Origin of the sequence: Microvirga sp. VF16, assembly GCF_016864375.1 — a bacterium.
Lineage (GTDB): Bacteria > Pseudomonadota > Alphaproteobacteria > Rhizobiales > Beijerinckiaceae > Microvirga.
This window is the reverse complement of record NZ_CP069356.1, coordinates 1,121,499-1,147,781: the sequence shown is the minus strand read 5'-3', so window position 1 is coordinate 1,147,781 and position 26,283 is coordinate 1,121,499. Positions and strand designations below refer to the sequence as shown.

Annotated in this window: 28 protein-coding genes and 1 pseudogene; 8 read left to right on the top strand and 21 right to left on the bottom strand. The window is 60.6% G+C overall.

Annotation, left to right across the window (positions count from 1 at the left end):
* Positions 1-254: 254 nt before the first annotated feature.
* From JO965_RS37870 to JO965_RS37800, 15 genes are all read right to left on the bottom strand, one after another.
* Positions 255-1,631, bottom strand: coding sequence for an aldehyde dehydrogenase family protein (locus JO965_RS37870; protein WP_203445933.1), 1,377 nt, complete (start codon positions 1,629-1,631; stop codon positions 255-257).
* Positions 1,624-3,279 (bottom strand): acetolactate synthase large subunit, encoded by a 1,656-nt coding sequence (locus tag JO965_RS37865; protein WP_203445932.1) that lies wholly within the window; start codon positions 3,277-3,279, stop codon positions 1,624-1,626. The genes JO965_RS37870 and JO965_RS37865 overlap by 8 nt, the downstream gene beginning before the upstream one ends.
* A gap of 149 nt (positions 3,280-3,428) precedes the next feature.
* Positions 3,429-4,418, bottom strand: a complete 990-nt coding sequence (pdhA, locus tag JO965_RS37860) for a pyruvate dehydrogenase (acetyl-transferring) E1 component subunit alpha (RefSeq protein WP_203445931.1) — start codon at positions 4,416-4,418, stop codon at positions 3,429-3,431.
* A 50-nt stretch (positions 4,419-4,468) separates the two neighbouring features.
* Entirely contained in the window at positions 4,469-5,764 is a 1,296-nt protein-coding gene (gene nuoF / locus JO965_RS37855) for an NADH-quinone oxidoreductase subunit NuoF (RefSeq protein WP_203445930.1), read from the bottom strand.
* Between the two features lie 39 nt (positions 5,765-5,803).
* Positions 5,804-7,105, bottom strand: a complete 1,302-nt coding sequence (locus JO965_RS37850; RefSeq protein WP_203445929.1) for a porin — start codon at positions 7,103-7,105, stop codon at positions 5,804-5,806.
* Positions 7,106-7,149: 44 nt separating this feature from the next.
* The gene (locus JO965_RS37845) at positions 7,150-8,082 is read right to left on the bottom strand and encodes an NADP-dependent oxidoreductase (protein ID WP_203446734.1); all 933 of its coding nucleotides are present in this window, start codon (positions 8,080-8,082) and stop codon (positions 7,150-7,152) included.
* Positions 8,083-8,103: 21 nt separating this feature from the next.
* Positions 8,104-8,532, bottom strand: coding sequence for a cupin domain-containing protein (locus JO965_RS37840; protein WP_203445928.1), 429 nt, complete (start codon positions 8,530-8,532; stop codon positions 8,104-8,106).
* Positions 8,533-8,890: 358 nt separating this feature from the next.
* Positions 8,891-9,406, bottom strand: a complete 516-nt coding sequence (msrA, locus tag JO965_RS37835; protein ID WP_203445927.1) for a peptide-methionine (S)-S-oxide reductase MsrA — start codon at positions 9,404-9,406, stop codon at positions 8,891-8,893.
* Positions 9,403-9,861, bottom strand: a complete 459-nt coding sequence (msrB, locus tag JO965_RS37830) for a peptide-methionine (R)-S-oxide reductase MsrB (protein WP_203445926.1) — start codon at positions 9,859-9,861, stop codon at positions 9,403-9,405. The genes msrA and msrB overlap by 4 nt, the downstream gene beginning before the upstream one ends.
* 45 nt (positions 9,862-9,906) lie before the next feature.
* Entirely contained in the window at positions 9,907-10,062 is a 156-nt protein-coding gene (locus JO965_RS37825) for a DUF1127 domain-containing protein (protein WP_203445925.1), read from the bottom strand.
* An 80-nt stretch (positions 10,063-10,142) separates the two neighbouring features.
* Positions 10,143-10,679 (bottom strand): YkgB family protein, encoded by a 537-nt coding sequence (locus JO965_RS37820; RefSeq protein WP_203445924.1) that lies wholly within the window; start codon positions 10,677-10,679, stop codon positions 10,143-10,145.
* Between the two features lie 308 nt (positions 10,680-10,987).
* A complete protein-coding gene (locus JO965_RS37815; RefSeq protein ID WP_203445923.1) occupies positions 10,988-12,616 on the bottom strand; it encodes an NADP-dependent glyceraldehyde-3-phosphate dehydrogenase in 1,629 nt (542 codons plus the stop codon).
* A gap of 258 nt (positions 12,617-12,874) precedes the next feature.
* Positions 12,875-13,147, bottom strand: a complete 273-nt coding sequence (gene grxC / locus JO965_RS37810; RefSeq protein WP_203445922.1) for a glutaredoxin 3 — start codon at positions 13,145-13,147, stop codon at positions 12,875-12,877.
* Between the two features lie 184 nt (positions 13,148-13,331).
* The gene (locus JO965_RS37805; protein WP_203445921.1) at positions 13,332-13,709 is read right to left on the bottom strand and encodes a hypothetical protein; all 378 of its coding nucleotides are present in this window, start codon (positions 13,707-13,709) and stop codon (positions 13,332-13,334) included.
* Positions 13,710-13,825: 116 nt separating this feature from the next.
* Positions 13,826-14,524, bottom strand: a complete 699-nt coding sequence (locus tag JO965_RS37800; RefSeq protein WP_246777127.1) for a transglutaminase-like cysteine peptidase — start codon at positions 14,522-14,524, stop codon at positions 13,826-13,828.
* Between the two features lie 235 nt (positions 14,525-14,759).
* Between JO965_RS37800 and JO965_RS37795 the strand changes: the two genes are divergently transcribed.
* Complete coding sequence (locus JO965_RS37795; protein ID WP_203446732.1) at positions 14,760-15,347, top strand: TetR/AcrR family transcriptional regulator; 588 nt, start codon at positions 14,760-14,762, stop codon at positions 15,345-15,347.
* Here the strand turns inward: JO965_RS37795 and JO965_RS48575 are convergent.
* From JO965_RS48575 to JO965_RS37765, 6 genes are all read right to left on the bottom strand, one after another.
* Positions 15,344-15,778: an IS5 family transposase gene (locus JO965_RS48575; RefSeq protein WP_246777204.1), complete on the bottom strand. Its 435-nt coding sequence runs from the start codon at positions 15,776-15,778 to the stop codon at positions 15,344-15,346. The two genes, JO965_RS37795 and JO965_RS48575, sit on opposite strands and share 4 nt — an antisense overlap.
* A complete protein-coding gene (locus tag JO965_RS37785) occupies positions 15,697-16,125 on the bottom strand; it encodes a transposase (RefSeq protein WP_203445920.1) in 429 nt (142 codons plus the stop codon). Before JO965_RS37785 ends, JO965_RS48575 begins: the two co-directional genes overlap by 82 nt.
* Before the next feature lie 132 nt (positions 16,126-16,257).
* Positions 16,258-16,770: a hypothetical protein gene (locus JO965_RS37780; protein ID WP_371826973.1), complete on the bottom strand. Its 513-nt coding sequence runs from the start codon at positions 16,768-16,770 to the stop codon at positions 16,258-16,260.
* A 227-nt stretch (positions 16,771-16,997) separates the two neighbouring features.
* Entirely contained in the window at positions 16,998-17,324 is a 327-nt protein-coding gene (locus JO965_RS37775; protein WP_203445919.1) for an ATPase inhibitor subunit zeta, read from the bottom strand.
* A 105-nt stretch (positions 17,325-17,429) separates the two neighbouring features.
* Positions 17,430-18,113 (bottom strand): NAD(P)H:quinone oxidoreductase, encoded by a 684-nt coding sequence (gene wrbA / locus JO965_RS37770; protein WP_203445918.1) that lies wholly within the window; start codon positions 18,111-18,113, stop codon positions 17,430-17,432.
* A gap of 15 nt (positions 18,114-18,128) precedes the next feature.
* On the bottom strand, positions 18,129-18,467 hold the full coding sequence (locus tag JO965_RS37765; RefSeq protein WP_203445917.1) for a hypothetical protein: 339 nt from the start codon (positions 18,465-18,467) through the stop codon (positions 18,129-18,131).
* Between the two features lie 385 nt (positions 18,468-18,852).
* Here JO965_RS37765 and JO965_RS37760 point away from each other — a divergent pair, with 385 nt between their 5' ends.
* From JO965_RS37760 to JO965_RS37730, 7 genes and pseudogenes are all read left to right on the top strand, one after another.
* Positions 18,853-19,746 (top strand): helix-turn-helix domain-containing protein, encoded by an 894-nt coding sequence (locus JO965_RS37760; RefSeq protein WP_203445916.1) that lies wholly within the window; start codon positions 18,853-18,855, stop codon positions 19,744-19,746.
* A 21-nt stretch (positions 19,747-19,767) separates the two neighbouring features.
* Positions 19,768-21,522: an FAD-dependent oxidoreductase gene (locus tag JO965_RS37755; protein WP_203445915.1), complete on the top strand. Its 1,755-nt coding sequence runs from the start codon at positions 19,768-19,770 to the stop codon at positions 21,520-21,522.
* Positions 21,485-22,791, top strand: a pseudogene (locus JO965_RS37750) (family 1 glycosylhydrolase). Before JO965_RS37755 ends, JO965_RS37750 begins: the two are co-directional and overlap by 38 nt.
* 338 nt (positions 22,792-23,129) lie before the next feature.
* Positions 23,130-23,531 carry a cupin domain-containing protein gene (locus JO965_RS37745; RefSeq protein WP_203445914.1) on the top strand — a complete coding sequence of 134 codons (402 nt, stop codon included), beginning with the start codon at positions 23,130-23,132 and terminating at the stop codon, positions 23,529-23,531.
* A gap of 35 nt (positions 23,532-23,566) precedes the next feature.
* Positions 23,567-24,880, top strand: a complete 1,314-nt coding sequence (locus tag JO965_RS37740) for an epoxide hydrolase family protein (RefSeq protein WP_203446730.1) — start codon at positions 23,567-23,569, stop codon at positions 24,878-24,880.
* Between the two features lie 73 nt (positions 24,881-24,953).
* Positions 24,954-25,175, top strand: a complete 222-nt coding sequence (locus JO965_RS37735) for a DUF2798 domain-containing protein (protein WP_203446729.1) — start codon at positions 24,954-24,956, stop codon at positions 25,173-25,175.
* A gap of 29 nt (positions 25,176-25,204) precedes the next feature.
* Positions 25,205-26,158, top strand: coding sequence for an alpha/beta fold hydrolase (locus JO965_RS37730; protein ID WP_203445913.1), 954 nt, complete (start codon positions 25,205-25,207; stop codon positions 26,156-26,158).
* Positions 26,159-26,283: the final 125 nt, after the last annotated feature.

Here is a 26,283-nt window from a genome sequence, read left to right as displayed (position 1 = left end):
TCGGCATGAGGTGATCCTGTCTGCGGATCGGGCGATGAAACAGACCCAAGAACAAGCCAGATGGATGTACCATTGGCCTGCCAAATATCACGGCTGGCACCGAGGAGCTTGTCTGTATTCCGAATTCTTCATCGGAATGCGAAGCAAGCCGCCCAGTTCTTGGGCTGAGGCGCATGAAGGGACGTGAAGTAGTTTGGGCTCAAATGGCTTGGCAATGTCGGCCGGTAGAGCCGGTGGAGGCGGCGTCGCTCCGTTTACGTTCTAAAGACGATCATCTTCTCCGCGGTCATTTCCTTCATCGTCCAGGGAATTCCGCCGACGCCATGCCCGGACACGTGCCGTCCCGCGAACGGCATCCAGTCCGTCCGAAAGGCTGTGTGATCGTTGATCATCACAGCCGCAGCGTCGACCCGCTCGGCTGCGTCGAGGGCGGTTCGCAGGTTCTCGGTGAAGATGCTCGCCTGGAACGCCACCGGCAGCGAATTGGCAGCGGTGATCGCCTCGTCGAGCTGCGTGAATGGGTAGATGCAGGTTGTCGGGCCAAAGACCTCGAGCGTCGAGACCTTGGCCTCCCGGGGCGGATTGATCAGGATCGATGGACGCAGCGTGGTGTGGCTGAGACGTCCCCCGCCGATCAGGCGGGCCCCGCTCGACACAGCCTCCTCAATCCAGGACGAGACCCGATCAGCCTCGCGAGGCGCAATAAGCGGGCCGACCTCAGTCTCGGGCAGGGTCGGATCGCCAACTTTGAGAGCTTCCACGCGTGCGGCAAAGCGGTCGATGAATGCGCTCTCAAGGTCCGCGTGCACAAAGATGCGCTGAGTCGACACGCAGACCTGGCCGGCATGATAGTAACCACCCTTCGCCAAGGGCTCGACGATCCGGTCAAGATCCGCAGTTCGGTCGATGATCGCAGGGGCGACGCCGCCGTGTTCCAGGGCACAGCGGGCCCCCGGCGCCAGCTTCGAGCGCAGATACCAGCCGACCCGACTTGAGCCAATGAAGCTCAAGAATGCAATCCGAGGATCGGTTGCGAGTGCCTCGGCGAGCTCACTGGTCTCCGGCAGAAAGGTCTGAACCCAGCCGGCCGGCATCCCGGCCTCATGGACAAGCGTCACGAAGTCGACGCAGCACAGCGGCGTTGCCGTTGCCGGCTTGACGATCACTGGACAACCGGTGGCAATCGCAGGAGCGACCTGATGGACGATCAGGTTCAGGGGATGGTTGAAGGCGGAAATGGCCGCCACAACGCCAATCGGCTCATGGATGGTGAAGGCCCGGCGGTCAATGCTCGCCCGCGTCAGGCCCATCGGGATCTCCTGGCCGGCTGCGACACGCAGCATGTCAGCCGCATTCCTTACGCCGTCGATGGCTCGGTCGGCCTCGACCAACGCGTCCGTCAAAGGCTTGCCACCCTCGCGAGCGATCTGATGCCCGAAGTGCTCACGCTTGCCCTCCATCAGCACGGCAAGCCGGCGAAGGATCTCAATTCGTTCGTAGGGTTTGAGCCATGCCCCTCGATCTTTGAACAGCCGCCTGGCGGTGGTGATCTTGTCCTCGAGCGCCCCTGCTTCATCGCTGTCGAGTTGGGTGATCGGTGCCCGATCGAAGGCCTGGACGACTTCAATCATTGGAGCCTCCACTCTGGGCCTGGGTACGCAGCTCCTCGACGAGAACCCGCATGTTCTCCGAGTAATCCACCGGGACGGTAACGAGTTGAATGCCGCCATCGGCAAAGGCAGCCTCCAGCGTCGGCGCGAGGTCATCGGGGCCCTCCACCCGGCTGCCCTTGACGCCATAAGCCTTGGCGTAGGCCACAAAGTCGGGATTGCCGAAGGTCAGGCCAAAGTCGGAATAGCCGTCCACGGCCTGCTTCCAGCGGATCATCCCATAGGCGTTGTCCTGCAGGATCAGCACCACCAGATTAAGTTTAAGACGCGCTGCCGTTTCCAGTTCCTGGGAGTTCATCATGAACCCGCCATCCCCACAGACCGCGAGAACGCGGCGTTCGGGGTAGAGCAGGGCCGCCATCATAGCCGAAGGCAGGCCGGCACCCATGGTGGCGAGCGCATTGTCGAGCAGCAGCGTGTTGGCGACCCGGGTGCGATAGTTGCGGGCGAACCAGATCTTGTACATGCCGTTGTCGAGGCAGACGATGCCGTCCTCCGGCATCGCCTTCCGCACGTCGTGCACGATGCGCTGCGGGGTCGGCGGATAGCGGCTCTCCTCCGCCCGATCGGCGATCCGGGCCAGGATCTCCTCTCGCAGGCCAAGCAGCGCGCCTGCGTTGGGCAGCTGACCTTCGAGACGGTCGGCCAGCAGCCCGAGGCTCGGCCCGACGTCGCCCACTACCTCGGCATGGGGGAAAAAGACCTCCTCGACCGTCGCTGGCAGGTAACCCACATGCAGGACGGTCGGTCCCTTCGGGCCCATCAGGAAGGGCGGCTTTTCGACCGTGTCGTGGCCGATTGCGACGATCAGATCGGCGCGGTCGATCGCCCGGTGCACGTGATCGCGCTCCGAAAGGGCGGCGGTGCCCAGGTACAACCCGGACCCGCCGGACACCGATCCCTTGCCCATCTGCGTGTTAAAGAACGGGATCTGCAGACGCTTCACGAAGTCCGACAGCGCCTCCGTCAGGCGCGGGCGGCTCGCGGCGGCGCCGAGCATCACCAGCGGCCGCTCGGCCTTAAGGATCAGCTCGGCCGCCCGATCCAGGGCCTCCGGCGGAGCAACAGGCGGATCGATCGGATGAGGGGGCACCAGTAGCGGAGTCGCCGCAACGGGATCGGCAGCAATGTCCTCCGGCAGCTCGAGAAGCACCGGCCCTGGCCGCTCCTGCTGGGCGACCCGGAAGGCCTCCCGCACAGCCGTGGGGATCGTCGCTGGGCTGACAATCTGGCGCGCCATCTTGGTCAGCGGCGTCATGGTCGCGACCATGTCCACGATCTGGAAGCGCGCCTGTTTGCGGCTCAGGATGCCCTTCTGGCCCGTGATCATGACCATCGGCATGGCGCCGAGCAGGGCATAGGCCGCGCCGGTCGTGAGGTTGAGCGCACCCGGACCGAGCGTCGACAGGCAGACGCCCGGCTGACCGGTCAGCCGGCCATGCGTCGCCGCCATGAAGGCGGCTGCCTGCTCGTGGCGGGTCAGCACCAGTTCGATGGAGGATTGCCGCAGCGCCTCGACAAGGTCGAGGTTCTCTTCTCCGGGAACTCCGAAGATCCGGTCCACGCCTTCGTTCTCCAAAGCGGATACAAGCAGTTCTGCGCCGTTCATGGGACACTCCTCAAGCTGACACGATGGCGTCGGTGTATCAGACGGCGGTAAAACCCGATCAACGACGACCTCGCTCCCGGTCATCAAAAGGAGACCAGTCGGATGCAAATGGAGTCAAAATCACGCAGCTCAACCCACTCTCAGGATGATCAATTGAGGATATCGGTATAGAGCTCGGACGGATCGGGCTCCGGATCCTGCGTGGCGAACTCAGCTGCCTCGTTGACGATCTCGCGAATCCGGCTGTCGATGGCCTTCACTTCGTCTTCCGACAGCTTCCAGCGTGTTAAAAGGCGCTGGCGGACCTGCTCGATTGGATCGCGTGCCTCGCGCACCTGATCCACCTCGTCCCTTGTGCGGTATTTCGCCGGGTCGGACATCGAGTGACCGCGATAGCGGTAAGCCAGCATCTCCAGGATAAAGGGGCCCTTGCCGGAGCGGGCATGCTCGATGGCCCGCTGGCCGGCGGCGTAGACAGCGCGGACGTCCATGCCGTCCACCTGCTCGCCGGGGATGCCGAAGGACACGCCCCGCTTCGAGTAATCGGTCTGGGCCGAGGCGCGGCTCATCTCCGTACCCATGGCGTAGCGGTTGTTCTCAATCACGTAGACCACGGGCAGCTTCCACACAGCCGCCATATTGAAGCTCTCGGAGACCTGGCCCTGGTTGGCTGCGCCCTCGCCGAAATAGGTCAGGCAGACATTGCCGTTCTCGCGGTAGTGGTTCGCGAACGCAATGCCCGTACCGAGCGACACCTGGGAGCCGACGATGCCGTGGCCGCCGTAGAAATGCTTCTCCTTGGAGAACATGTGCATCGAGCCGCCCTTGCCTTTCGATAAGCCGGCACGGCGGCCCGTGAGTTCAGCCATGACGCCCTTCGGATCCATGCCGCAGGCGAGCATGTGTCCGTGATCGCGATAGCCGGTGATCACCTGGTCGCCGTCCTTCGTCGCCATCTGCATGCCGACGACAATGGCTTCCTGGCCGATGTAGAGGTGGCAGAAGCCGCGGATCAGGCCCATGCCATACATCTGGCCGGTCTTCTCCTCGAAACGGCGGATCAGCAGCATCTCGCGGTACGCGTGCGTCTCCTGATCCTTGCTCAATACCTCCTGTTTCTTGTTAGATTTGGGTGCCATGATGTTCTCCAAACGTCGGATGGGGCTATCTGGCCGGAGGGATGGTCGAACTACTCCGCAGCGAGCGCTGGCTGGTGCTCACGTTGATAAGATATCATTCTTTCAAGCATCATTGGGCGAAAATGGCGGATGAGTCCCTGCACGGGCCAAGCGGCAGCATCGCCGAACGCACAAATCGTATGGCCTTCCATCTGTTTGGTCACTTCCTCCAGCAGATCGATCTCGTGTGGATCGGCGCGGCCTTCCACCATCCGATACATGACCCTCGTGATCCACCCTGTTCCTTCGCGGCAGGGGGTGCATTGGCCGCAGCTTTCGTGCTTGAAGAACGCACTTAATCGGGCGATAGCCGCAATCAGGTCCGTCGACTTGTCCATGACAACGACAGCAGCGGTACCCAAACCGCTCTTGACATCTCGAAGGGCGTCGAAGTCCATCAGCAGCGTATCGCAAATGCTCTTCGGCAACAGCGGCATCGAGCCACCGCCGGGGATAACGGCAAGTAGGTTATCCCATCCTCCACGGACTCCGCCGGCATAGGTGTCGATCAGTTCGCGCAAGGGGATGCTCATTGCCTCCTCGACATTGCATGGCCGGTTCACATGACCGGATATCGAGTAGATCTTGGTCCCTACATTGTTCGGCCGACCAATGCCTGCGAACCAAGCAGCTCCCCGCCGCAGGATGGTCGGCACCACTGCAATGGTCTCGACATTGTTCACCGTGGTCGGGCAGCCGTACAGACCGATCGCCGCCGGGAACGGTGGCTTCATCCGTGGCATCGCCTTCTTGCCTTCGAGGCTCTCGAGCAAACCTGTCTCTTCTCCGGCGATGTAGGCACCGGCACCGCGGTGCAGGTAAAGATCGAAGTCCCACCCGGACCCGCAGGCGTTTTGGCCGATCAGGCCGGCCTCGTAGGCCTCGTCAATGGCCCGCTGCAGATGACGGGCCTCATCAATGAACTCGCCTCGAATGTAGATGTAACAGGCATGCGCGCCGATGGCGAAGGACGCGAGCAGACAGCCTTCCACCAGTTTGTGGGGATCCCCGCGCATGATCTCCCGGTCCTTGCAGGTTCCCGGCTCGGACTCGTCGGCATTGACGACCAGATAGCTCGGGAGCCTATCGGACACCTTCGGCATAAAGGACCATTTCATGCCAGTGGCAAAGCCTGCGCCTCCGCGTCCACGGAGCCCTGATTCCTTGGTCTCATTAATGATCCAGTCCCGTCCTTGCGCCAGGAGAAATGCCGTACCATCCCAGTCGCCGCGCATCCGGGCACCGGCAAGGCGCCAATCGTGGAACCCATACAGGTTGGTGAAGATCCGGTCCCTGTCGCTGAGCATGACCAACTCTCCCCTTTCGTCCGAAGATACCTTATGGCCTCAAAAATCCCGCTGGACCCGCAGGCGGGCTTCAAGGGCGTCCTCAGAATTGATGATGCTGTCTGATGCGGGATCGTTGTTCACGAACACCCGGCCCTGCGGGTCGACCCTACGATAGAAAGTCTCGACTCCAAGATAGAGACCGCTCACCGGGAGCCAGCCGAGATTGGTGCCGATTCGCCACTCGGAGGTGTCCGGGAACCCGAGGGCGCCGCCTGCAGGCGCGGTTACCACGCTGCCCTCCGGGTAGTTGATCACACCATAGGAACCGAACACCGCATGCCGGATCTGCGGCGTCCAATAGTGCAGGAACACCGCCGTCGCGGCCCAGCCCCTGGACCGTTGCACTGCTCCGTCGGCATCCACATAAGCATCAGTCTGATCGAGGATGATGTCGTTGATTGATGAGTTGCCGAGGCCGAGATAACTCAGGGCGCCATCGGCATAGGCGGCCTGGAGCCAAAGTTCGTCGCCGTCAGCAATCATGGGGAGTTCGACCTGGACTCCAGCCTGTACCGCAAAGCCGTACTCGGTGTCGACGAACGGAGCCAGAGCGGGTCCGGGAACGAGATTGTCGCCGCGGATCTGGTGCAACGCCGCCGAGAGTTGGGCCTTGCCCCAGTCCGGCTCCCACAGCAGCCGTCCAACGAGATCCGGAACACGTGCACCGGCTGGGCTGAACTCCTGGCCGGGAAACCCTGGTCCATTCGGGGCGGAGAACTGCCGCCGCTCGATAGAGTCTTCCAGCGAAATCGTTGCCGAGAGGTCGGAGCCCAACATCGCCGTATAGGCGAATACATTGGTCTTGACCTCGGAGACGATGAGATCCGCGAAGTTGAAGTCATTGGTATAGAAGTCGAAGAAGGATTCCAGGCGGCCGGCGGTCAGTCCGCCGAATTCGATAAAGGCCTCGTCGAGACGGAAGGTATCGGGCCCGTTATTGCCGGTGTTGTGTGTGAACTCATACTGCGTCTTGGCGCGCAGCAGGCCGTAAGATGTCCGGGTACGGGCGTCGAGGGCGATCCGGCCTCGGGTCCGGTAGCCGATCGCATCGTCGGCACGGCTGCCGGGTTCGAGATACCGGATTTCTCCGCGGGCCCGACCGCCGATCCGCAAGCATGTGTCGGTTCCTGGGATGGTGAAGAAGCCGGCGCCGTGGGTGGAGCAGATGCGCACAGCCTCGACGGGAGCCGTGTTCCTAGCGGGCAGATCGAGAGCCTGGGACGTCGTCGTGACAACACACCCGCTGATGGCTAACGCACAGGCGATTATTCCAGTGCGGACTTTTCGGAACGCATCCATTCGGTCTCCTTTTCTTGCGTTTAGGCCACCAGAACTGGCTCTTTCTAAGAGTTCACCGCGAGAACGATCTTTCCCTTGGATAGCGGACGAAAGTCGTCCAGCATGAGATGAGCCTCCCGCGCCTCAGCAAGGGGCATGACTGTGCCCACCCGCGTCCTCAGGTCGCCACGATCGATCAAGGCGGCAATTTCCGTCAGGTATTGTGTCGAGACTTTGACCAGAAAGAAGGCTGCATCGACCCCATGGCTCTTCGCCAGATCCTGATCCGGGTGAGATACGGCCGAGATCAGCTTGCCGCCGCGCCGCAGGACCTGAAACGAGCGCTGTTGCGTCTCTCCGCCGACCAGATCGAAGACGGCATCAACATCCCGGGCCACGTCCTCAAAGCGCTGGGAGTTGAAGTCCACCACGATATCGGCTCCCAGTTCACGCACAAAAGCATGGTCGTCAGCGGCAGCTGTCGCGATGGTCCGGAGGCCTGCCCGGTGGGCGAATTGCACCGCGTAGGCACCCACGTTGCCGGCGGCCCCGTGGATGAGCACTGTCTGACCGGCCTTGAGCTGTGCCTGATCAAACAGGCCCTGCCATGCGGTGACGGCAATGACCGGGACGGAGGCTGCTTCGAGGTCGTCGATCGCGGCCGGCTTTCGCGCGATCATTGCGGCCGAGGCCAGCGCATATTCGGCATATGCCCCGATAAAGCGCGGATTCGTGACTCCATAAATCTGGTCTCCGATGCGCAGGCCGGACACATCCGGCCCGATAGCCTGGATCTCGCCAGAGAGGTCGGAACCCAAGGTCAGGGGAAGGGGCTGGGGCAAGGCGCTGTTACCAGACCTGATCCAACCGTCCCAGGGGCCAACTCCGGCCGCGTGCACCTTGACGAGCACCTCGCCAGGGCCGGGAGTGGGCACGGCAATGGGTTCAAACTGCATCGCGTCCGGGGGACCGAACTCATGCACACGCCAAGCCATCATAGAGGACATCACCGCAGATCCTTACTTCTGCTCGGGGGTAACTAGAGTTTCGCCAGGATCGGTAACGAACACGGCGAGCAGCTTTGCCGGTTCGGTGGTACTGGCGTTCTCGCTGACCTTATGGTGCGAGCCAGGATCCTCGTACCAGCCTTCACCCACCTGGTAGACCCTGGCGGGCCCATCGCCGACTTGGCTGCGAATGGCGCCGGATGTCACGTGCGCATAGATGAAAGCGGACTTGGGATGGAAATGGGATGGAGACTTGCCACCCGGAGCATAGGCTACCTCGAGAGCGATCAGGGTCTTGCCCGGGATATTCGGGATGGCGCGCTCGAAGACGGTCTTCACCGTCTCGCCCTGTCCCTGGGCGGATGCGGGCATATTCGCGAGTGTGAGTGCAATGCCGGCGGCGCCGATAACGCTGACTGACTTGCTCTTGATCATCCTCATTGTCCTTTCCTCATGCTGGGATCGGGAACGCGGAGATCTTGGGGCCGGAGCGTCCTACTCGGGAGGCCCAAGAACGACTAAAAGGACTGTACCATCAGCAGGGGGCGTTATGTCCGGGCTCCTCCGAATGCAATGGCCACCGTTGTCGAGCGCCATTATGAGCGTTACGCCGGTCTATGCCTAAGCCGCAAATGTCTCGATATTGCGGGAGATCCTCCGATTTTGCGAAAATCGGCCCCGTCGAACGCATTCTGGCGCTCGGAGTAACAGAACCGCCTCAATAAAATGGCCCGGATTTCTCCGGGCCATTCCAATCGGAAGCTGCTCTACGGGAGACCGACTCCCCGAGTTTTCTGTCCTAAGCAGCGTTGCTGCGGCGCGGCAGCTTCCAGCCGGGACGGATGAAGTGGCACGTATAGCCGTTCGGAAGCCGCTCCAGATAATCCTGGTGCTCCGGCTCGGCCTCCCAGAAATCGCTCGCCGGCTCAAGTTCCGTGACTACCTTACCCGGCCAAAGGCCCGAGGCATCGACATCGGCGATCGTGTCCTCGGCCACCTGCCGCTGCTCATCCGAAGTGTAGAAGATCGCCGACCGGTAACTCAAGCCGCGATCATTCCCTTGCCGGTTCTTCGTGCTGGGGTCGTGGATCTGGAAAAAGAACTCCAGCAGGTCGCGGAAGCTCGTCTTCTCGGGATCGAATATGATCTCGATCGCCTCCGCGTGCGTGCCATGATTGCGATAGGTCGCGTTCGGCACGTCTCCACCAGAATAACCAACACGAGTGGAGACGACGCCGGGAAGGCGGCGGATGAGATCCTGCATGCCCCAGAAGCAGCCTCCAGCCAGAACGGCCCGCTCAGTCACGCCAGTCATACTGTTCCTCCTTTCTCTGCAAACAGCTTGCGGAATTCACCGTAGCCCTTGCTCTCCAGATCATCGTAATGGATGAACCGTAGCGAGGCCGAGTTAATGCAGTAGCGCAATCCGCCCGCCTCTTGTGGCCCATCCGGGAATACATGACCCAGATGGCTGTCGCCGTGGGCGGAGCGCACCTCGGTTCGCACCATGCCGTGGCTCGTATCGCGGATATCGACAACGTTGTCGGCATCGATCGGCTTGACGAAGCTGGGCCAGCCGCTGCCGCTGTCGTACTTGTCGAAGGAGGCGAACAAGGGCTCGCCTGATACTACGTCAACGTAGAGCCCAGGCTCCTTGTTATCCCAGTACGCATTGGCGAAGGGACGCTCAGTTCCGTCTTTCTGTGTCACCCGATACTGCTCTGGCGTAAGCCCGGACACAGCCTCGGGGTTCTTATGATAGGTTTTCATCTGATGTTCTCCTTCCGATGGGCGGAAGTGTGATTGGGGAGCCGCTTATGAGGCCACACTCTGACGCGCGATGGCATCGATATCGTTGCGCGAGATGCCAAGATCGTCGAGTTCGCGATCTGAGAGTTGCATCAGCTCGCGGATGACCTGGCGATAGCGCAGGAAGGCGCGGATCTTGGACGTGATAAAGGCGACAAACATGGGAAACTCCTGATGTTGAGCCGACTGTCACAGCCGGCGGAAGGAAGGCGAGGCCTCTTTGAGGCTTCGCTGGGGTTCGATTACGCAACGCGGGCGGAACGCATGCTCGAAAGCGAGTCGACAGCGATCGCGAGCGACACAGCGAGCAAACCTATGTCCTTGAGCAGGAACTGCCCGGGCGCGACGGATATCGCCGGATAGCCGACCTCCGGCAGAAACACGCCGGGCGTTGTTGCCATGAAACTAAGCGTCGTCACGAACAACCCGGCCGACAGCGCGCCGCCGACGAGCGAATACACCGGGTTGACGAGCCGGGCTGCGATCAGGGCGCCGATGCTGAGTTCGAGGACACCGAGAAGGCCTGAGAAGCCCCGCACTCCAAAGATGGGATAGACCCAACTCAACAGTGGGCTGTTTCCGACCAGTCCGGTCAGGCCTTCCGCCTCATAGGCGGTAAACTTCATGCCGCCGAACCAGGCATAAACCACAACCAGCGAGGCATAGAGGCCTGCTGTCGTGACCATTCGGCCATGACGATCAACGAGATCGAACAACGAAGTTGCGGCGGCCTGAAGGCTCGGATACGCCGCGACGCTGGGAATAGAAACGCGAGACATTGCTTGCTCCCTAAGTTTCGGAGGCCAATCTGACCAACCACTGCACAAGCGATACCGCTCTGTATCGCTGAGAGAGTTAAGTATACCGATCTGTATCGTTGGACAAGGGATTTCCGGCGGGCTTAGCCGGATCCCGGCGACGTAAGGTGCCATTTAGCACATGCAAAGAAATGCGCCGGCAATCGAGGTAGGAAGACTGCAAAGAGTACTAGTTGGTATCTTCTTAACAAAGCTAGGCCGCGGAAGCGCCTGTCGCGACTGAAACTGATTGCCAGCGCAAGACCAGGCGATTTGGCGTCCTCAGGCGGTCAGAAGATGAACCGGGTGTTGATGAAGTTGGACGTCTGCTCGGTGATGATCGCCTCAAGCAGGTCCTTGTTGCGCTGCGTTTCCTTGGTGGCGATCATCGAGCGGATCGAAAACGAGCGTAACGCATCGGTTACCGACAGCGTGCCTTCTGCCGAATCCTTGCGGCCGGTGAAGGGAAACACATCAGGACCGCGCTGACACTGGCAGTTGATGTTGACCCGGCAGACCTGGTTGACGAGCGGATCGACAAGCCGGCCGATCTGATCCGGGTTTGAGCCGAAGATGCTCACCTGCTGACCATGTTCGGACGTGGTCACGTACTCGAGCGCCATTTCGAGATCCTCGAAAGGCATCACCGGGACAACGGGCCCGAACTGCTCCTCCCGGTAGAGCCGCATGCCCTCTTGAACAGGATAAACGACCGCCGGGAAGAACAGGGTGCCGGCCACGCTGCCGCCGTCCTTATTGACCACGCGAGCCCCCTTGGCCTTCGCGTCCTCAACCAGCGCCGTCATGTGATCGGTCTTGCCGGCTTCAGGCAGCGGGGTGATGTTGACATCCTTCTCCCACGGCATGCCAACCTTGAGCTTACTCACCTCCTCGCTGAACCGGCGAAGAAACGACTCAGCGATTGACTCATGAACGATTAGCATCTTCAGCGCGGTACAGCGCTGGCCGTTGAACGTGAGAGACCCGATCAGACACTCCTTCACCGCAAGCTCAATGTCAGCGTCTGCCAGGATGATGGCGGCATTCTTCGCATCGAGCCCGAGAATGGCCCGCAGCCGGTTGGTCTTTGGATGCAGCTTTTTGAGATGGTCTGCAACCTTGCTCGAGCCAATCAGGGCCAGCACGTTCAGTTGGCCGGTATCCAGCAGGCGCGGCACGACCACCGAGCCACGTCCGTACACCATGTTGATCACGCCCTTCGGGAAGGAGTTTTGAAAGGCCTCCAGCAGCGGATAGAACAATAGTGCGCCGAACCGCGGCGGCTTGAACACGACGGTATTGCCCATGATGAGGGCCGGGATCAGGGTCGCAAACGTCTCGTTCAGGGGATAGTTGTACGGCCCCATGCAGAGGACGACCCCGAGCGGGGTGCGCCGGATCTGCCCGATGGTGCCTTCGATGATGGTGAACCGGGAATTGCTGTTGTCGAGCTCCTTCATAGCGTTGATCGTCGCCCGGATGTAATCGACGGTGCGGTCGAATTCCTTCTCGGAATCTGCTCTGGGCTTGCCGATCTCCCACATGATGAGATCCACGACTTCCTTCCGTCGGCCGATCATCCGACTTGTGAAGTCTTGCAGGCAGGCGACGCGTTCGGCAACCGTCATGGTGGGCCACTGGCCACGGCCGCCATCGTACGCGGCGACGGCAGCCTCGAGTGCCTCTTCCGCCTCCCGCTCTCCTCCAGAGGGGACACTTCCAAGTTCGATCTGCTGCAGTCGGCCATCCGCGGCACGCAGGCAGACTGGCGATCGCACCGCGTCGACAGATCCGTCCCAGACCTTCAATTCGCCGTTGACCAGATAGGCGCGCTGGTGAATGGGCGCTGGCGGACGATGTTCCGCAGGGATCCCACCGTCCTTGGGGAAGAGCAGCCTCAACGCATCGGAGTTGGCCATGTCATGCATCCCGTGTTGGTCACCGATGTAACCCGTCAGCGAGGCGGATCTATGGCTTGCTGGCCATCAGCCTGGGCATTGCTATGATCTGGTTTCGGATTGCCGGAGGGTGACCTCATCGAGATCGGCTTCAGCCCTGAAGGGGCTGCTCGGATCTCCACCAGAGTTCCCAATCGGGATAAGCTCTCAACCGAGAACGTGAACTGAACCAAAGCCTCACATCTAGGACACAATGCGGGTGATGAACGCGCTCCTCGCTCATCCTGAGCTTTGCGAACTCAGGATGAGCGAATCTAACTCACCGCTGCTGTTGATGGCATGCAGGTCATCGGATCCGCCGATATGCCGGCCGTCGATAAATACTTGAGGAACTGTGGTCCGCCTGCCTGCTTTCTGAACCATCTCCGCCCACTTCTCGGGCTGTGTTTCAACGTCGATTTCGGTAAAGCTGGCTCGTTTCTGGGTGAGCAGTCTCTTCGCTGAGGCGCAGTAAGGGCACCAGCTTTTGGTGTAGAGGGTGATTTCCGACATGATCATCATCTCCATAGTGTGAATGGTTGAGCTAGAGAAACAACGGCAGATAAAGCACGCCAATGACGAGTGTCAGCGTGAGCACCGCAGTGGCGGACGCCCAGAAAGAGTTTCGTTCATTGCTTCGGTCCATGGCTTTGTCCTCATCGATGGATTGGCACGGCCGCCCGCTTCGGACTGCGGGTCAGTGCGGGAGCGGGCCAATACGAGGGCCGGCATCATGCGCAGCGCTCACGATCATCTCGACAGCGGCTGCCAGTTCATCCTCGCCAAAGTCGTTGAATCCCAGACTGTCGATCGACATGTCGGTCGGGCCGGACATGACCTCGATCCAGAATGGCGGAAGGTCTAGGCTGGTACGTACCGGGCGCATTTCGGACAGATAAACTTCAACCAACCCAAGCCGCAGCACGGCAATAGTGCGCGAATTGTTTGTATTAACAGTCCGAAACACGAGTTGAAGATAGGCTTGGACGATGTGCCGCTCGATTTCGCCAGCGCAGAGGTCGCTCAACAGAGGGTAGTCGACACAGGCTTGTTCGACGATCGGTTTGGTAAACATTGTCGATGCCTCCAAGTGAGGGTTTTTATGGCCGACTGTAGGTTTCGGACGAGAACTTCGGTTAGGCCGCGACGCGCTGTGGACCGGGATGCGACCGTGGCATAAAAGCCTCCTGATTACCGGCTCACCGTTGACGTGACGACGGCTTGGTTGCCCAGCCAGACCCAAGCGTGAGTCCGGTCACCTTCGCTCTTGATGTACACGTAGCCGGTCTGATGCCACGGCAGGACGGTATCCCGCTTGTTGTCGAGGATGAAGTCACCGCGATCGGTCCGGACCGCCATGACGGCATGGCCTGCATCCAGCTCATCGAGCACCACAACCATGCGAAGCGCCCGCCGCGGCAGCCCGGCCTCGACCAGCAGACGACGCTTGAGAAGCTGATAGTCTTCACAATCGCCATAGCCATCGTCCGGGTAGTCCCAGCGGTCGATCACGCCCCAATGGGCATTGTCTTCCTGCGGTGAGATGGCGGCGTTGACATGCTGGTTGATCGCCACGATCAGGGCCCAGGCACGCTCGTCGAGCTTGATCGTGGCAGGCTCGGAGGGGTCGATCGCACAGTCACCCGGGCTCCGCTCGCAAAACTCACTCCAGGCGTCTGTCGGCTGAGCGCTCTCGCCCGCTGACGGAATCCAAGCTGCATTAAACGGGTGGAGCTCGCCTGCATTGACGCGCGGGATCCCGACAAGGGAGAACAACAGGAGGAGGCCGATCACGATCGACCGCAGAGTCCAAACCGGGCCTCCGCGGGCGGCCTTCTTTTCAGAAACAGGGTAACAGGAGAACTGCCGTTTGATGGTCCAGGGCATCATCGCCCCTCCTGGTCTGTCCGGCTTGGCAGGCCATTCCTGCCAATTCCGGAAACGATACAGTTCTGTATCGATAAACAGACAAATATACCGATCTGTATCGTCCGACAAGGCGGCTTTGAGAGCAGATCCGCCAAGTCACCCTTGCGCAAACGCAGAAATTCCCTCAGGAGCACTTGATCTCGCGTGGGGCTAGGCATAGGTAAAGCTACTGATCTGTTTTGTGCTTGAGGGTATGATGCGCCGTTCAGAGATCCGAAATCATCTGCTTGAGACCGCGCTCCGGCTGTTTAATCAGCACGGCTATCACGCTACGGGGATCGACTTGATCATTGCCGAGGCCGGAGTGGCCAAGACAACACTCTACCGCCACTTCGAAACCAAGGAAGACCTGATCCTGGCCGCCCTCGAGCGTCGTGACGAGCAGGATCGGGACGCCATGAGGGCCTTTGTCGAGCAGCGCACGAAGGATCCGGTCGAGCGCCTGCTGGCGACCTTCGATTTCCTCGAAGCCTGGTTCCGTGACGAGCACTTCCGCGGCTGCATTTTCATGAGCGCCGCAGGGGAGCATAAGGAGACCGTCAATCCGGTGTTCCAGGCCGCCGTGCTGCACAAGCGTCTGTCCCTGGCATACTTCGAGGAACTTGCCCATGCGGCGCGGGTTGCCGAGCCGAAGCGGCTTGCGGCCGAGATGAACATGTTGCATGAGGGCGCGATCGCCGTCGCGCAGATGACCCGCAACGTCGAGCCCGCCCGGCAGGCCAAGCAGATGGCGACCCAGTTGCTCGCAACGGAAGCACGGTCTGCGGTGGCGTCGGTATCCTAGGTGGTGTGGACGGATTTGATGAGGATGAAGCTCAAAGCAAGCGCGACGAAGGAGCCGTAGTTCTCGTCCGTTTTCTCGCAGCGTAAAGCAACGCGCTTGAACCGCTTGAGTTTGCCCATGGTCTGCTCGATGCGAGCCCGCCCACGATAAAGCGCTTTGGGAAAGTACTTTGGCTTGTCCTTGGTGGTCGTGCGATACGGAATGGCCGGGCCGATGCCGCGGGCCCGGGCCGCCTGTCGGTTGGCCCTCGCGTCATAGCCCTTGTCACCCACAGCCGCTCGCGGCGTGATCTCAGGCCCGAGATCGAGCAGCGTTTCAAAGTGCGGGCTGTCGCTGGCTTCCCCGCCAGTCAGGCAAAAGCCGAGCGGATCGCCATCCCAGTCGGTCTTGAGGTGGATCGTGGTCGAGAAGCCGCCCCGGGAGCGGCCCAGCGCCTGCCGGCTCTGCCCCCTTTTGCCCCGGCGGCCGAGACATGGGCCCGCACGATGGTCGAGTCGACCATCTGCACCAGATGAGCGGTCTCGCTCAGCGCCGCCAGGGCTTCGAAGAACGCCTCGAAGACGCCCGCCCGGCTCAAGCGCCAAAAGCGTTTCCAGATTGAGTTCCAGTTGCCGAAGCACGCCGGCAGCGCCCGCCAGGTGATGTTGTGGACGGTGAAGTCATGCAGCGCCTCGAGGAAGCGGCGGTCGTTGCGGCCCTTGGCGCCGCGCCGGGAACACGAGGCGGCAAACACCCGCAGCACCGTCGCCCAGTCGTCCTCCGTCATTCCCGTCAGCATGGTCGCGCCTCCTGAAGCCGACCCGCCATGAATCATCGCCACTCTGATTTGGGAATCCACTCACCCATTACTCATCTCAATCCGTCCACACGGCCTAGCTAAATCCCGGACTTGCGGTCAGGCTAAATGCCTTCAAGTCACTTCAGATTCGCTGAGGTCGATTGACACGAGCGTGCGTGAGCGGTCCGGCTGGCGGTTCGCGAGGCGCGGGTGAGCGCGTCTTTGGGTGGGGAACATGAATCCCCCGAAGTCTCTGACATCGTAGACGTACTGTGCAGCGAGGAAGCCGCCGGAAACGTCCACCTGATAATCGTGGCGGCGGAGCAGGAAATCGGGGCCAAAATAGAAGTCCTGTTCGCGGCAATGGCTGGCGATCGCAAGAGGAAAAGTCGCACGCAGGACCCGCCAGGTTTCATCTGCTTCCTGCCATGGCTCGACTTCCTCAACTTGAAAGCCGGGCATTGCCAGCAGGAAGGGAGTCGTCAGATACGTCCATAGCGCATATCCGTTGAAATAGGCCAGGTGTAAGGGGTCCCACGGGGACTCGAACCCATGACCCGCGAATGCTGATCTTGGATCGTCTCTTTCAGCGACGATCGATTTGTCACTGCCCTCGACCACAACACGGGTGGGGCCGAATGTCATGTGCCAGTCCGGACTGCCAAACGGCGCGAGTGTTGCCCATTCCTCATGGATCCCGGCTCTTGCTCGGCGCCGAATGTCGTCGGTGGGAATACCTTTCGTGGCCCAGAACTCACCCCCAGTCACAACGGTTGCACTAACCTCGTTAAAGGTGTTCCACCGGTCCAGTCCGCCATGTGCGGCGAGGACGCGCTTAAGTAGGTCTTGCATGGCATCCCTCATAAGGATCATTAGTCGGCCGATAGCTCTCCGATCTCAGCGCGGGCCTGCTCATGTAACGCTTCGAGTTTCGCGCGAAGCGCAGCTCCACCCACTTTGATGCCGGCAGCCCGCATATCGTCGCCGACTTTCTGGATAATATCGAGATCACCAGGTTCTTCCAGGTCAGCATCGACCACGCTCGCGATGTAGTGAAGCATCTCGCAATCGATCTTGCCGAGTTGCTTCCCCACCCAGAAGCCAAAGAGCCGGTTTCGCCGGAGGATGATCTTGTATCGGTGCACCCTCTCCGGATCGAACCTGAGGGTGTCGTCGGCTTGGTCTTCGATAATCATCATGGAATTCGACCCACTTTCTGAGACAGAGCGCGATCCTGCCGCCGGAGTGGGTCACGAAACAGATCCAAGAATCGTCGAAACGATTGTACTGTCGCCGGGCGGACATCATGTCGGCTCGCTGGCTGCTCCGCCGACGGTCTCGATTGGGTTCTGCATATCGGCTGGGTCAGGCCCTCTTTCCCCAGCGCCACGCTCCAGCTTTCCCGCAATCTCGGCCACATGCCGGCCCTGAAAGCGCGCACCATCAAGCTCGTTCTGGCTCGGCTGGCGGGAGCCGTCGCCATCGGCAATCGTGGAGGCTCCATACGGTGAGCAGCCGGTGATCTCGTCCATCCTGGACTGGCCGGCAAAGGAGTAGGGCAGGCCGACGATGATCATGCCATGGTGCAGGAGCGTGGTATGAAACGATGTGATGGTCATTTCCTGACCGCCATGCTGAGTGCCCGTGGAGCCGAAAACGCTGCCGACCTTGCCGATGAGCGCTCCCTTCACCCACAGGCTCCCGGTCTGGTCGAGGAAGTTGCGCATCTGCGCCGCCATTCCGCCGTAGCGGGTCGGCGTGCCGAAGATAATGGCGTCGTAATCGCCGAGTTCATTCGGAACCGCGATCGGGGCGTCCTGGTCGATCTTCATGCCGGCCTTGCGCGCGACTTCCTCGGGAACGAGTTCCGCAACCCGCTTGATGATGGCATCGGTGCCTGCAACAGAGCGGGCGCCCTCCGCAACGGCTTGGGCCATCTGCTCGATATGGCCGTACGACGAGTAGTAGACGACAAGGATCCTGGTCATAGGAGATTTCCCCCCTCATTCGGCCGGAGTCGAGTTAGGAACCGCAACCCGGGCGGGCTTAGAACGGCGCCTCCTGCTCAGAGTGATATTGTCGATGATTATATCCAAGCCCAAAGTCCTGACCCGGCGAGCCAGGGGTGACATGCCATCAAGAAGGTCCTGTCTTTGACTCCCCAGGATATCGTCGAGCGAGGCGAGCGCCGATCCCTCGAGCGACCACCACACGCTTTGTGTCTTTGTCGCGAGCATTCCCGTCTCTGCCAGCACCCGGAGAATGGCCTGCGCCATCAAGCGGCGGTTGAAGCAGTTGAGATTGCGGCCAGAATCCATAGTCGGCCATGCCTCGGCGAGCATTATGCCCGCATTCGTCTCGCGCCCCATAGTGCAGGCGGAATCGCGCGAGCCCGAGGCATCTTACCGTTCAAGAGAAAGAGCAGCAGATCCAGCTTTGCGGTAACTCGCCCGAAATTGCGGAAATCCGACTCACTTAAAGGTGATTGCGACGCTCCGGATCTATTCAGGGTGTTTCATAGTGCTCATGGCGGAAGAGGGATATAGTGTTGGCCCGATGGTATAGGGATCGTGAACTAATCGGCTGCCAGTGTCGGGCCCATGCCGGATCAGCAGCAAAACCGTCGTACCCGTTTATGCGTGAAACATTGTTCTAAGGGAATTCATCCACCCTGTGCTTTGGCTGCCCGGCGATCTTCTGGGCCAAGGCCTCCCCGGGGAGGGCGCCATGAACCCAGACGATGCCATCGCCGTGCAATTCCACCGATCGAAGGCGGACATTTTGAAGTTGAGCCATGGATGGGAAGTGCTCGACGCCGCTCATGTAATGATGGCGCACCCCAAGCCCTACGATTTTACGCTTCACAGCAGCCGCCACTGCGTCGTCCTCCTGAACTGCTATCGCAGAGACGGCGAAACAAACCTCGATGGTCTGCTACGCTCCACGATAAAGGACAATCGGGGCAAACTGACCTTTATCCCGGCCGGATGCCGCCTTCGGGGCTGGGCACAACCGGGATCAAGCGCCATGGCTTTCACGGCGGCCTACCTCGACCCGAAGCTATGCTCTTCTCTCGACGCCGGCGGGCAGCAGCTCTATCCAATCATGCATTTCGAGCATCCATTCCTGACCCAGATGATGCTGCGGCTCGAACGCATTCTGGCTCATCCCGAGAACTATTCCCGTGTCTATGTCGAGTCGTTCTCGGTGGTCATGCTGTCGGAGATCATGAGCTTTCAGGCAGCTCATCGCTTGCGCGACGGCCGCGTTGATGCAACCCGTCACCAGAAAGGAGGGCTGGCGAACTGGCAGTGCAAGGCCGTGTGCGACTACATTGACGCGAATCTGCACCAGGATATCTCCCTGGTTGAGTTGGCGGCGATCCTCCGGCTCAGTCCGTATCATTTCTGTCGCGCGTTCAAGCATGCCCTTGGGGTTCCGCCACACCGTTACCAGATGGATCGTCGCATCACATGGGCCAGGACATTGCTGGCCGACCACTCGCTGTCGATCACCGAGGTGGCGAACATCATCGGCTATGGCAGCGTCAGCCGGTTCTCCGCCTTGTTCCGACGGTTTACCGGCCACTCGCCCCGGGTGTTTCGGCGGCAGTTGATCTAGCATCTGGCTCAGGAGCGAACGATGCCTTCCATAGCTGCCGCAGGACCTTCGGTTATGGAAAGACGCCGGGAGCAGGCGTTTCCCGTCCTTGAGCAGGCTGAGATCGCTCGCATGCGCCGGTTTGGCGAGGTCCGCCATTACCAGCCCGGCGAGACGCTGGTCCGGGTTGGCGAAGCAGGACGCGGCCTGGCGGTGATCCTGACCGGCCGGGTGGAGATCATCCAGCACGCTTCCGGAAAGCGCCTGCTGATTATCACGCATGAGGCCGGGGAGATCATGGGCGAGCTCACCCAGCTTTCCGGCCGCCCCTCCCTCGTCGAGGCCCTGGTTGTCGAGCCGGTGGAGGCTCTGGTCATTCCGCCCGAAAAGCTCAGGGCCGTACTGATCGCCGAGGCGGAACTGGGCGAGCGCATCATGCGGGCGCTGATCCTGCGACGCATGGGGCTGGTGGAGTTGGGCGCCGGCGGGCCGGTGATTGTCGGAGCGGAGGAGCATGGTGACGTGCTGCGGCTGAGTGGCTTCCTGTCCCGCAACGGCCATCCGCACCAGAGCCTCGATCCGGACAGCGATCCGGAGGCAAGGGCGCTTGTCGAGCAGTTCGGTGTTGATCCCGGAGAACTGCCGATCGTCCTGTGCCCGGATGGGCGAATGCTGCGCAACCCGAGCGAAGACGAGTTGGCCCGCTGCCTTGGCTTGGTGGGTCCGCTCGATCCGGATCGGGTCTATGACGTGACAATCGTGGGTGCAGGCCCTGCTGGCCTGGCCACTGCCGTGTACGCGGCCTCAGAGGGGCTCTCGGTCCTGGTGCTCGACTGCCGCACCTTCGGCGGCCAGGCGGGCGCCTCCATGCGGATCGAGAACTATCTCGGCTTTCCCACCGGGATCACCGGTATGGCCCTGATGGCGCGCGCCTACACGCAGGCTCACAAGTTCGGAGCCGAGATGGCGATGCCGGACGAGGCCGTCAGACTTGAAGGTGAGGGAGCGGTGGGAGGCGGCCCGTATGTGGTGCATCTGCTCAACGGCGAGAGGGTCCGGGCTCGCTCGGTGGTGATCGCCACGGGCGCCCGCTACCGGCGGCTCGAGGTGCCCGACCTGGAGCGGTTCGAAGGTGCGTGCGTCCACTATTGGGCCTCGCCTCTGGAGAAGAAGCTCTGCACTGGACAGGAGGTCGCTCTCGTCGGCGGGGGCAATTCGGCGGGGCAGGCCGTGGTCTACCTTGCCAGCCAGGTCGCGAAGGTATGGCTGCTTGTACGCGGTCGGGATCTCGCAGCAAGCATGTCGCGCTATCTCGTTGACCGAATCGAATCTCTTCCCAATGTGGAGATCGTCACCCAGGCCCAGATCACCGGACTAGAGGGACAGCCCGGACGGATGGAGGCGGTGCGCTGGCGCCTGGCAACCGGAGAGGAAATCCGCCGGCCGATACGGCATCTGTTCCTGTTCATCGGTGCTTCGCCCAACACGCAGTGGCTGGAATCATCGCAAGTGGCGCTGGACCCGAAGGGCTTCGTTCTGACCGGAGCCGATGTGACTTCTGGCCGGAGGCCGTTGGAGACGAGCCTCAACGGCGTCTTTGCTGTCGGCGATGTCCGGTCCGGTTCGGTGAAGCGGGTCGCTGCGACGGTGGGCGAAGGGGCGCAGGTGGTGTCCGCGATACACGCCTTTTTGGCAAAGGATGCCGTTCTGACCAAGGCTCGCGCCGAAACTCACCCCTCCATCACAAGCGAGGTCCACCATGACGGTCTCGACGTTTCTGTTCGCCACAGGGATTGAGAACAGCGATCCGACCATCAATGGCGGCCGGACCCGCATCGATGAGATGGAAAAGTGCGGTCATTACATTCTGTGGAAGACCGACTTCGACCTGCTCGACGACGTCGGCATCAGGGTATTGCGGTATGGCCCGCCGATCCACACGACGTGGCTCGGTCACGGGCGCTACGACTGGGACTTCTGCGATCAGACCTTTGGTGAACTCCATCGCCGCAATGTGGTGCCGATTGTCGACCTGTGTCACTTCGGCGTGCCCGACTGGATCGGCAATTTCCAGAGCCCCGGCTTTCCAGAGCTCTTTGCCGGGTATGCCGGCGCCTTCGCCGAGCGCTTTCCCTGGGTTCAAGTCTACACGCCGGTGAACGAGATGTTCGTCTGCGCCGTATTCTCTGCGGCCTATGGCTGGTGGAACGAGCAGCTTACGAGCGATCAGGCCTTCGTCACGGCCCTGAAGCACATCGCCAAGGCCAATGTGCTGGCCATGGGGACGATCCTCGATGTCCGTGCCGATGCCATCTTCATCCAGAGCGAGGCCTCAGAACACTTCCACCCCGGCTGCCCGGGCGCGATGCCGGTCACCGAGTTCTACAACGCCCGCCGCTTTCTTCCTCTTGATCTCAACTACAGCCGCCGGGTCGACTCGGACATGTTCGTTTATCTCATGGACAACGGCATGAGCCGGAAAGAGTACGACTTCTTCATGCAGGCCAACCTCAAGCGTCACTGCATCATGGGCAACGACTATTACGTGACCAACGAGCATCTCGTCTCGGCCAGTGGACACACCAGCGCCTCCGACGAGGTCTTCGGCTATGCTGAGATCACCCGACAGTATCACGACCGCACATGCTACCGGTCATGCACACGGAGACGAACGTCAAGGAGGGCCCACGGGGCGACGAGGCGGTCAAGTGGCTCTGGAAAGAATGGTCCAACGTGCTGCGCGTGCGCAACTCCGGCGTGCCGGTGATCGGCTTCACCTGGTACTCACTTACCGATCAGGTCGATTGGGACACCGCCCTGCGCGAGGAGAACGGCAATGTCAACCCGCTCGGCTTGTGCGATTTGGACTGCAACATGCGGGCGGTCGGGCGGAGCTATAAGCAGCTGATCCATGACTGGTGCCAGGTTCTGCCGGTCCAGAGTGTTTGTCTTCAGCTTCCGATCACCGAACCACATGACTTCGACGACCCGTTTGCCGAACGTGCCCGTAACTCCATGAAGTGGATCTGCGAGAGGACGCCGAGCGAGCCGCTCATGTCGAAATAGGATCTCTGGAGAGACTCCAATGCGTTGGAAAACCAAACCCCGGCCTGAGTGCTACCCTGGAGTTGAAGCAGGATCCAAGCCGCAGGAACGTTTAGTGCGGCTTGTGCTGATAGCCATGATCGCGATCCTTGCGGTGTTCTCCTTAATCTATGTCTCCCGCGCCAGGGCGCATGGCACCCACCCGTCTGGTGTAGATTATTTGTATCCGAATGTATCAACATCAGCGTCTAGAGGCAGTCCGATACATCCGGGCAGTGTCCCTGAAACATCCAGGACACAGAAGTAGCGCGATCTTTCCACCAGCACGAGGCATGTCGCCTCCTCGGAAGGAAGAGCAGATGAAAGCGCTTAATCTCTTGATGTCCGCCGGCGTAATCGCGTTCGGTGCGCTGTCGCTTCAGGCCGCCCAGGCTCAGCAGAACGTGACCCAGCGCACTGATTTAGTGAAAAGCGATATCAGCGTACCCGGAAAAGAAGTCCTTCAGGTAAAAGTCGACTTCAATCCCGGTGTTGTATCGATCAACCACAGGCACCCTGGCGAAGAGGTCGCCTACGTGCTCGAGGGAACTCTCGAGTATCAGTTCGAAGGCCGTCAGCCTGTTACCCTCACGGTAGGCCAGGCGCTGTTCATCCCGGCTGGTGTGGCGCATATCGCCAAGAATGTCGGCACGGGCAAAGCGTCGGAATTGGCGACTTACATCGTCACGAAGGGCGCCCCTCTCCTCGAACCCGTGAAGTGAGCTTCCTGATGGACCTCAACACCGTGGAGAGCGAAATGTCATTGCAGGACACATCAGAGGATCGACAGTTCTCTCGTCGCTCGCTGCTTTTGGGCGGTGCGACGATGGGACTGGCGTCAGCTGCCCTTCCGTTGGCAGGCGCTTTGGCCTCAGATGCTGTGAGGAAGCCCGCTCCGGATTGGGTGCGACCCTTCCAGGTGAGCATCCCGGAGGCGGCTCTCGTTGACCTGCGCGTGCGCCTTACCGGGACACGATGGTCAGACGGGGAAACCGTGACTGACCGATCGCAGGGCGTTCAGCCCGAAAAGCTGAAGGCCCTCGTGGAGTATTGGCAGACCGCATACGATTGGCGTCAGGCCGAGGCCAAGCTGAATGCCTTTCCACAGTTCCTGACAACCATCGATGGGGTGGACATTCACTTCATCCACGTCCGCTCTCCTCACGAGAATGCGCTGCCGCTGATCATGACCCATGGATGGCCCGGATCCGTCTTCGAGCTCCTGAACCTGATCGGGCCCCTTACTGATCCCACGGCTCATGGCGGCAAAGCCGAAGACGCCTTCCATCTCGTACTCCCGACAATTCCAGGCTTTGGGTTCTCGCAGAAACCCACAACGAAGGGTTGGAACCCGCAGCGTATCGCGGCGGCATGGGATGTGCTCATGAAGCGCCTCGGATATCCGAGATATGTTTCTCAAGGCGGAGATTGGGGCGCCATCATCAGCGACGCCCTGGGCCGTCAGGCACCTGAAGGACTTCTGGCGATCCACGTCAACCGGATCGAACGTGCAACCACCTTCCCACCCGATGCCGCGCTTGCTCTCAGGAGCGGCGGCCCGGCACCGGACAACCTGTCCCCCGAAGAGAAGGTCATTTTCGATGAAGCCCGGGACTTCCTGAACAACGGCTTCGGATACGCCGCGATCATGGGAACCCGGCCTGAGACGGTCGGTTATGGGCTCGCGGACTCGCCAGTCGGCTTGGCCGCCTGGCTGTATGACAAGATCGCCGATTGGGTCTACACGCGGGGCGACCCCGAGGCGGCTCTCAGCAAGGACGCGATCCTCGACAACATCACGCTCTATTGGCTGACGAACACCGGCCCATCAAGTGGGCGGATCTACTGGGAAAATACCGCCTCCGGCGCGAAACTGACCCCTGTGAAGGTGCCAGTAGCCGTGACGGTGTTTCCAGGAGAGGTCTACAAGCCGCCGAAGAGTTGGCTGTCGCGGGCTTATCCGAACCTCATCTATTACAATCGGGTCGAGAAAGGTGGCCATTTTGCTGCCTGGGAAGAGCCCGAACTCTTCAGCGCCGAGATGCGTGCCGCATTCAGGACCGTTCGCTGATCAAGGTCATGCCGAGCCGGCGCATAGCCGGCTCGGCATGATACGTCGGGCGCGAATCATCATGGAAACTTCAGTGACAACACAATCGAAACGGAAGATCGCTTTTGCCCTGCTGATGGGCATCGTGACGACGGGTGTTATCTCCTTTGTGCTGCTCGCACTCAACGTGGGCTTCTCGGAGAAATTTGCCCTCACATGGCTGCGCTCATGGGGCATCGGATACGTGATTGTCGTCCCTGTCATTCTCCTCGTCGGTCCGTGGCTACAGGCACAGGTCAACCGAATGATTCAATGAACTCCCCGAGTTTTCTGGAGGGATCTGCTATGCTCAAGCGTTCGTTGTTTGCCATTTTCGGTTTTGTCCTCGGCTCCTCGGCTGCTTGGAGCTGCACCGACATATCTGCCGCGAAGGAACAGGCCATGGACATCGGATACATTGATGTAACTTCCGACATCACGCTCAGAAGGATGAGAGCCGGCCCTCCGAGTCCTAAGGGGACAGTGCTTCTGCTACATGGGTTTCCGGAGACGTTATGCGCCTGGAAAGAGATATCCAGGGATCTCTCCGCAGACTACGAGGTCCATGCCATCGACTGGCCGGGCTATGGTCTTTCATCGCGGCCTGCCGCCGATAGGTTCTCCTACTCGCCAAAAGACTACGCGGGTGTCTTAGGCGAATACATCAAGAAGGCTGGTATCGATACATCGAAGCTCACGATCTATGCGACAGATATCGGTGCCCTGCCGGCGCTGCTGTTGGCTCTGGACGATCCGAAGGTCGCTAGGACTATCATCGTGGGTGACTTCGCGCCCTTCAACCGGCCCCAGTACATGCACGATAGATTGCAAGGTCTGAAGTCTGAGCCTTCGGCAACGGCGATACTCGCTACCTACAAGACCAGGACTGGCGGGGAAATTCTTGACACTGCAGTGAGGGGAGGACTGTCCAAAGAGGCGCAGTTTGACGTCTCCGCTGACTTCAAGGAGGACGTCTCCCGTGGATGGAGCCATGGGGGAATGACGCCACCCGAGGCCTTCTACCACTACTATGCCAACTTCACCCGCGACGAAGATTTTCTCGAAGCGAACCTGCACAAGCTCAAAACACCCGTAAGGATAGTGTGGGGCGAAAAGGACGTCTACATTACGAAGGAGATGGGGATCGAGTTCGCGAACAGGGTCAATGCGGACATCACCCTTCTGCCTGGTATCGGACACTACCCTCATCTTCAAAGCCCGAAGCAGACCGTTGAGGAGATCCGTGCCTCGTTCCGATGACGGACAGAAACCAAGGGAAACGCGGAGCAATGTAAGGTAGCGCGTCATTGCCTCTGCGAACACCAGCGCTTAGACAGGCTGAGCATGCCGAGCCACCTCGATAGTGGCTCGGCGCACGACTTCAA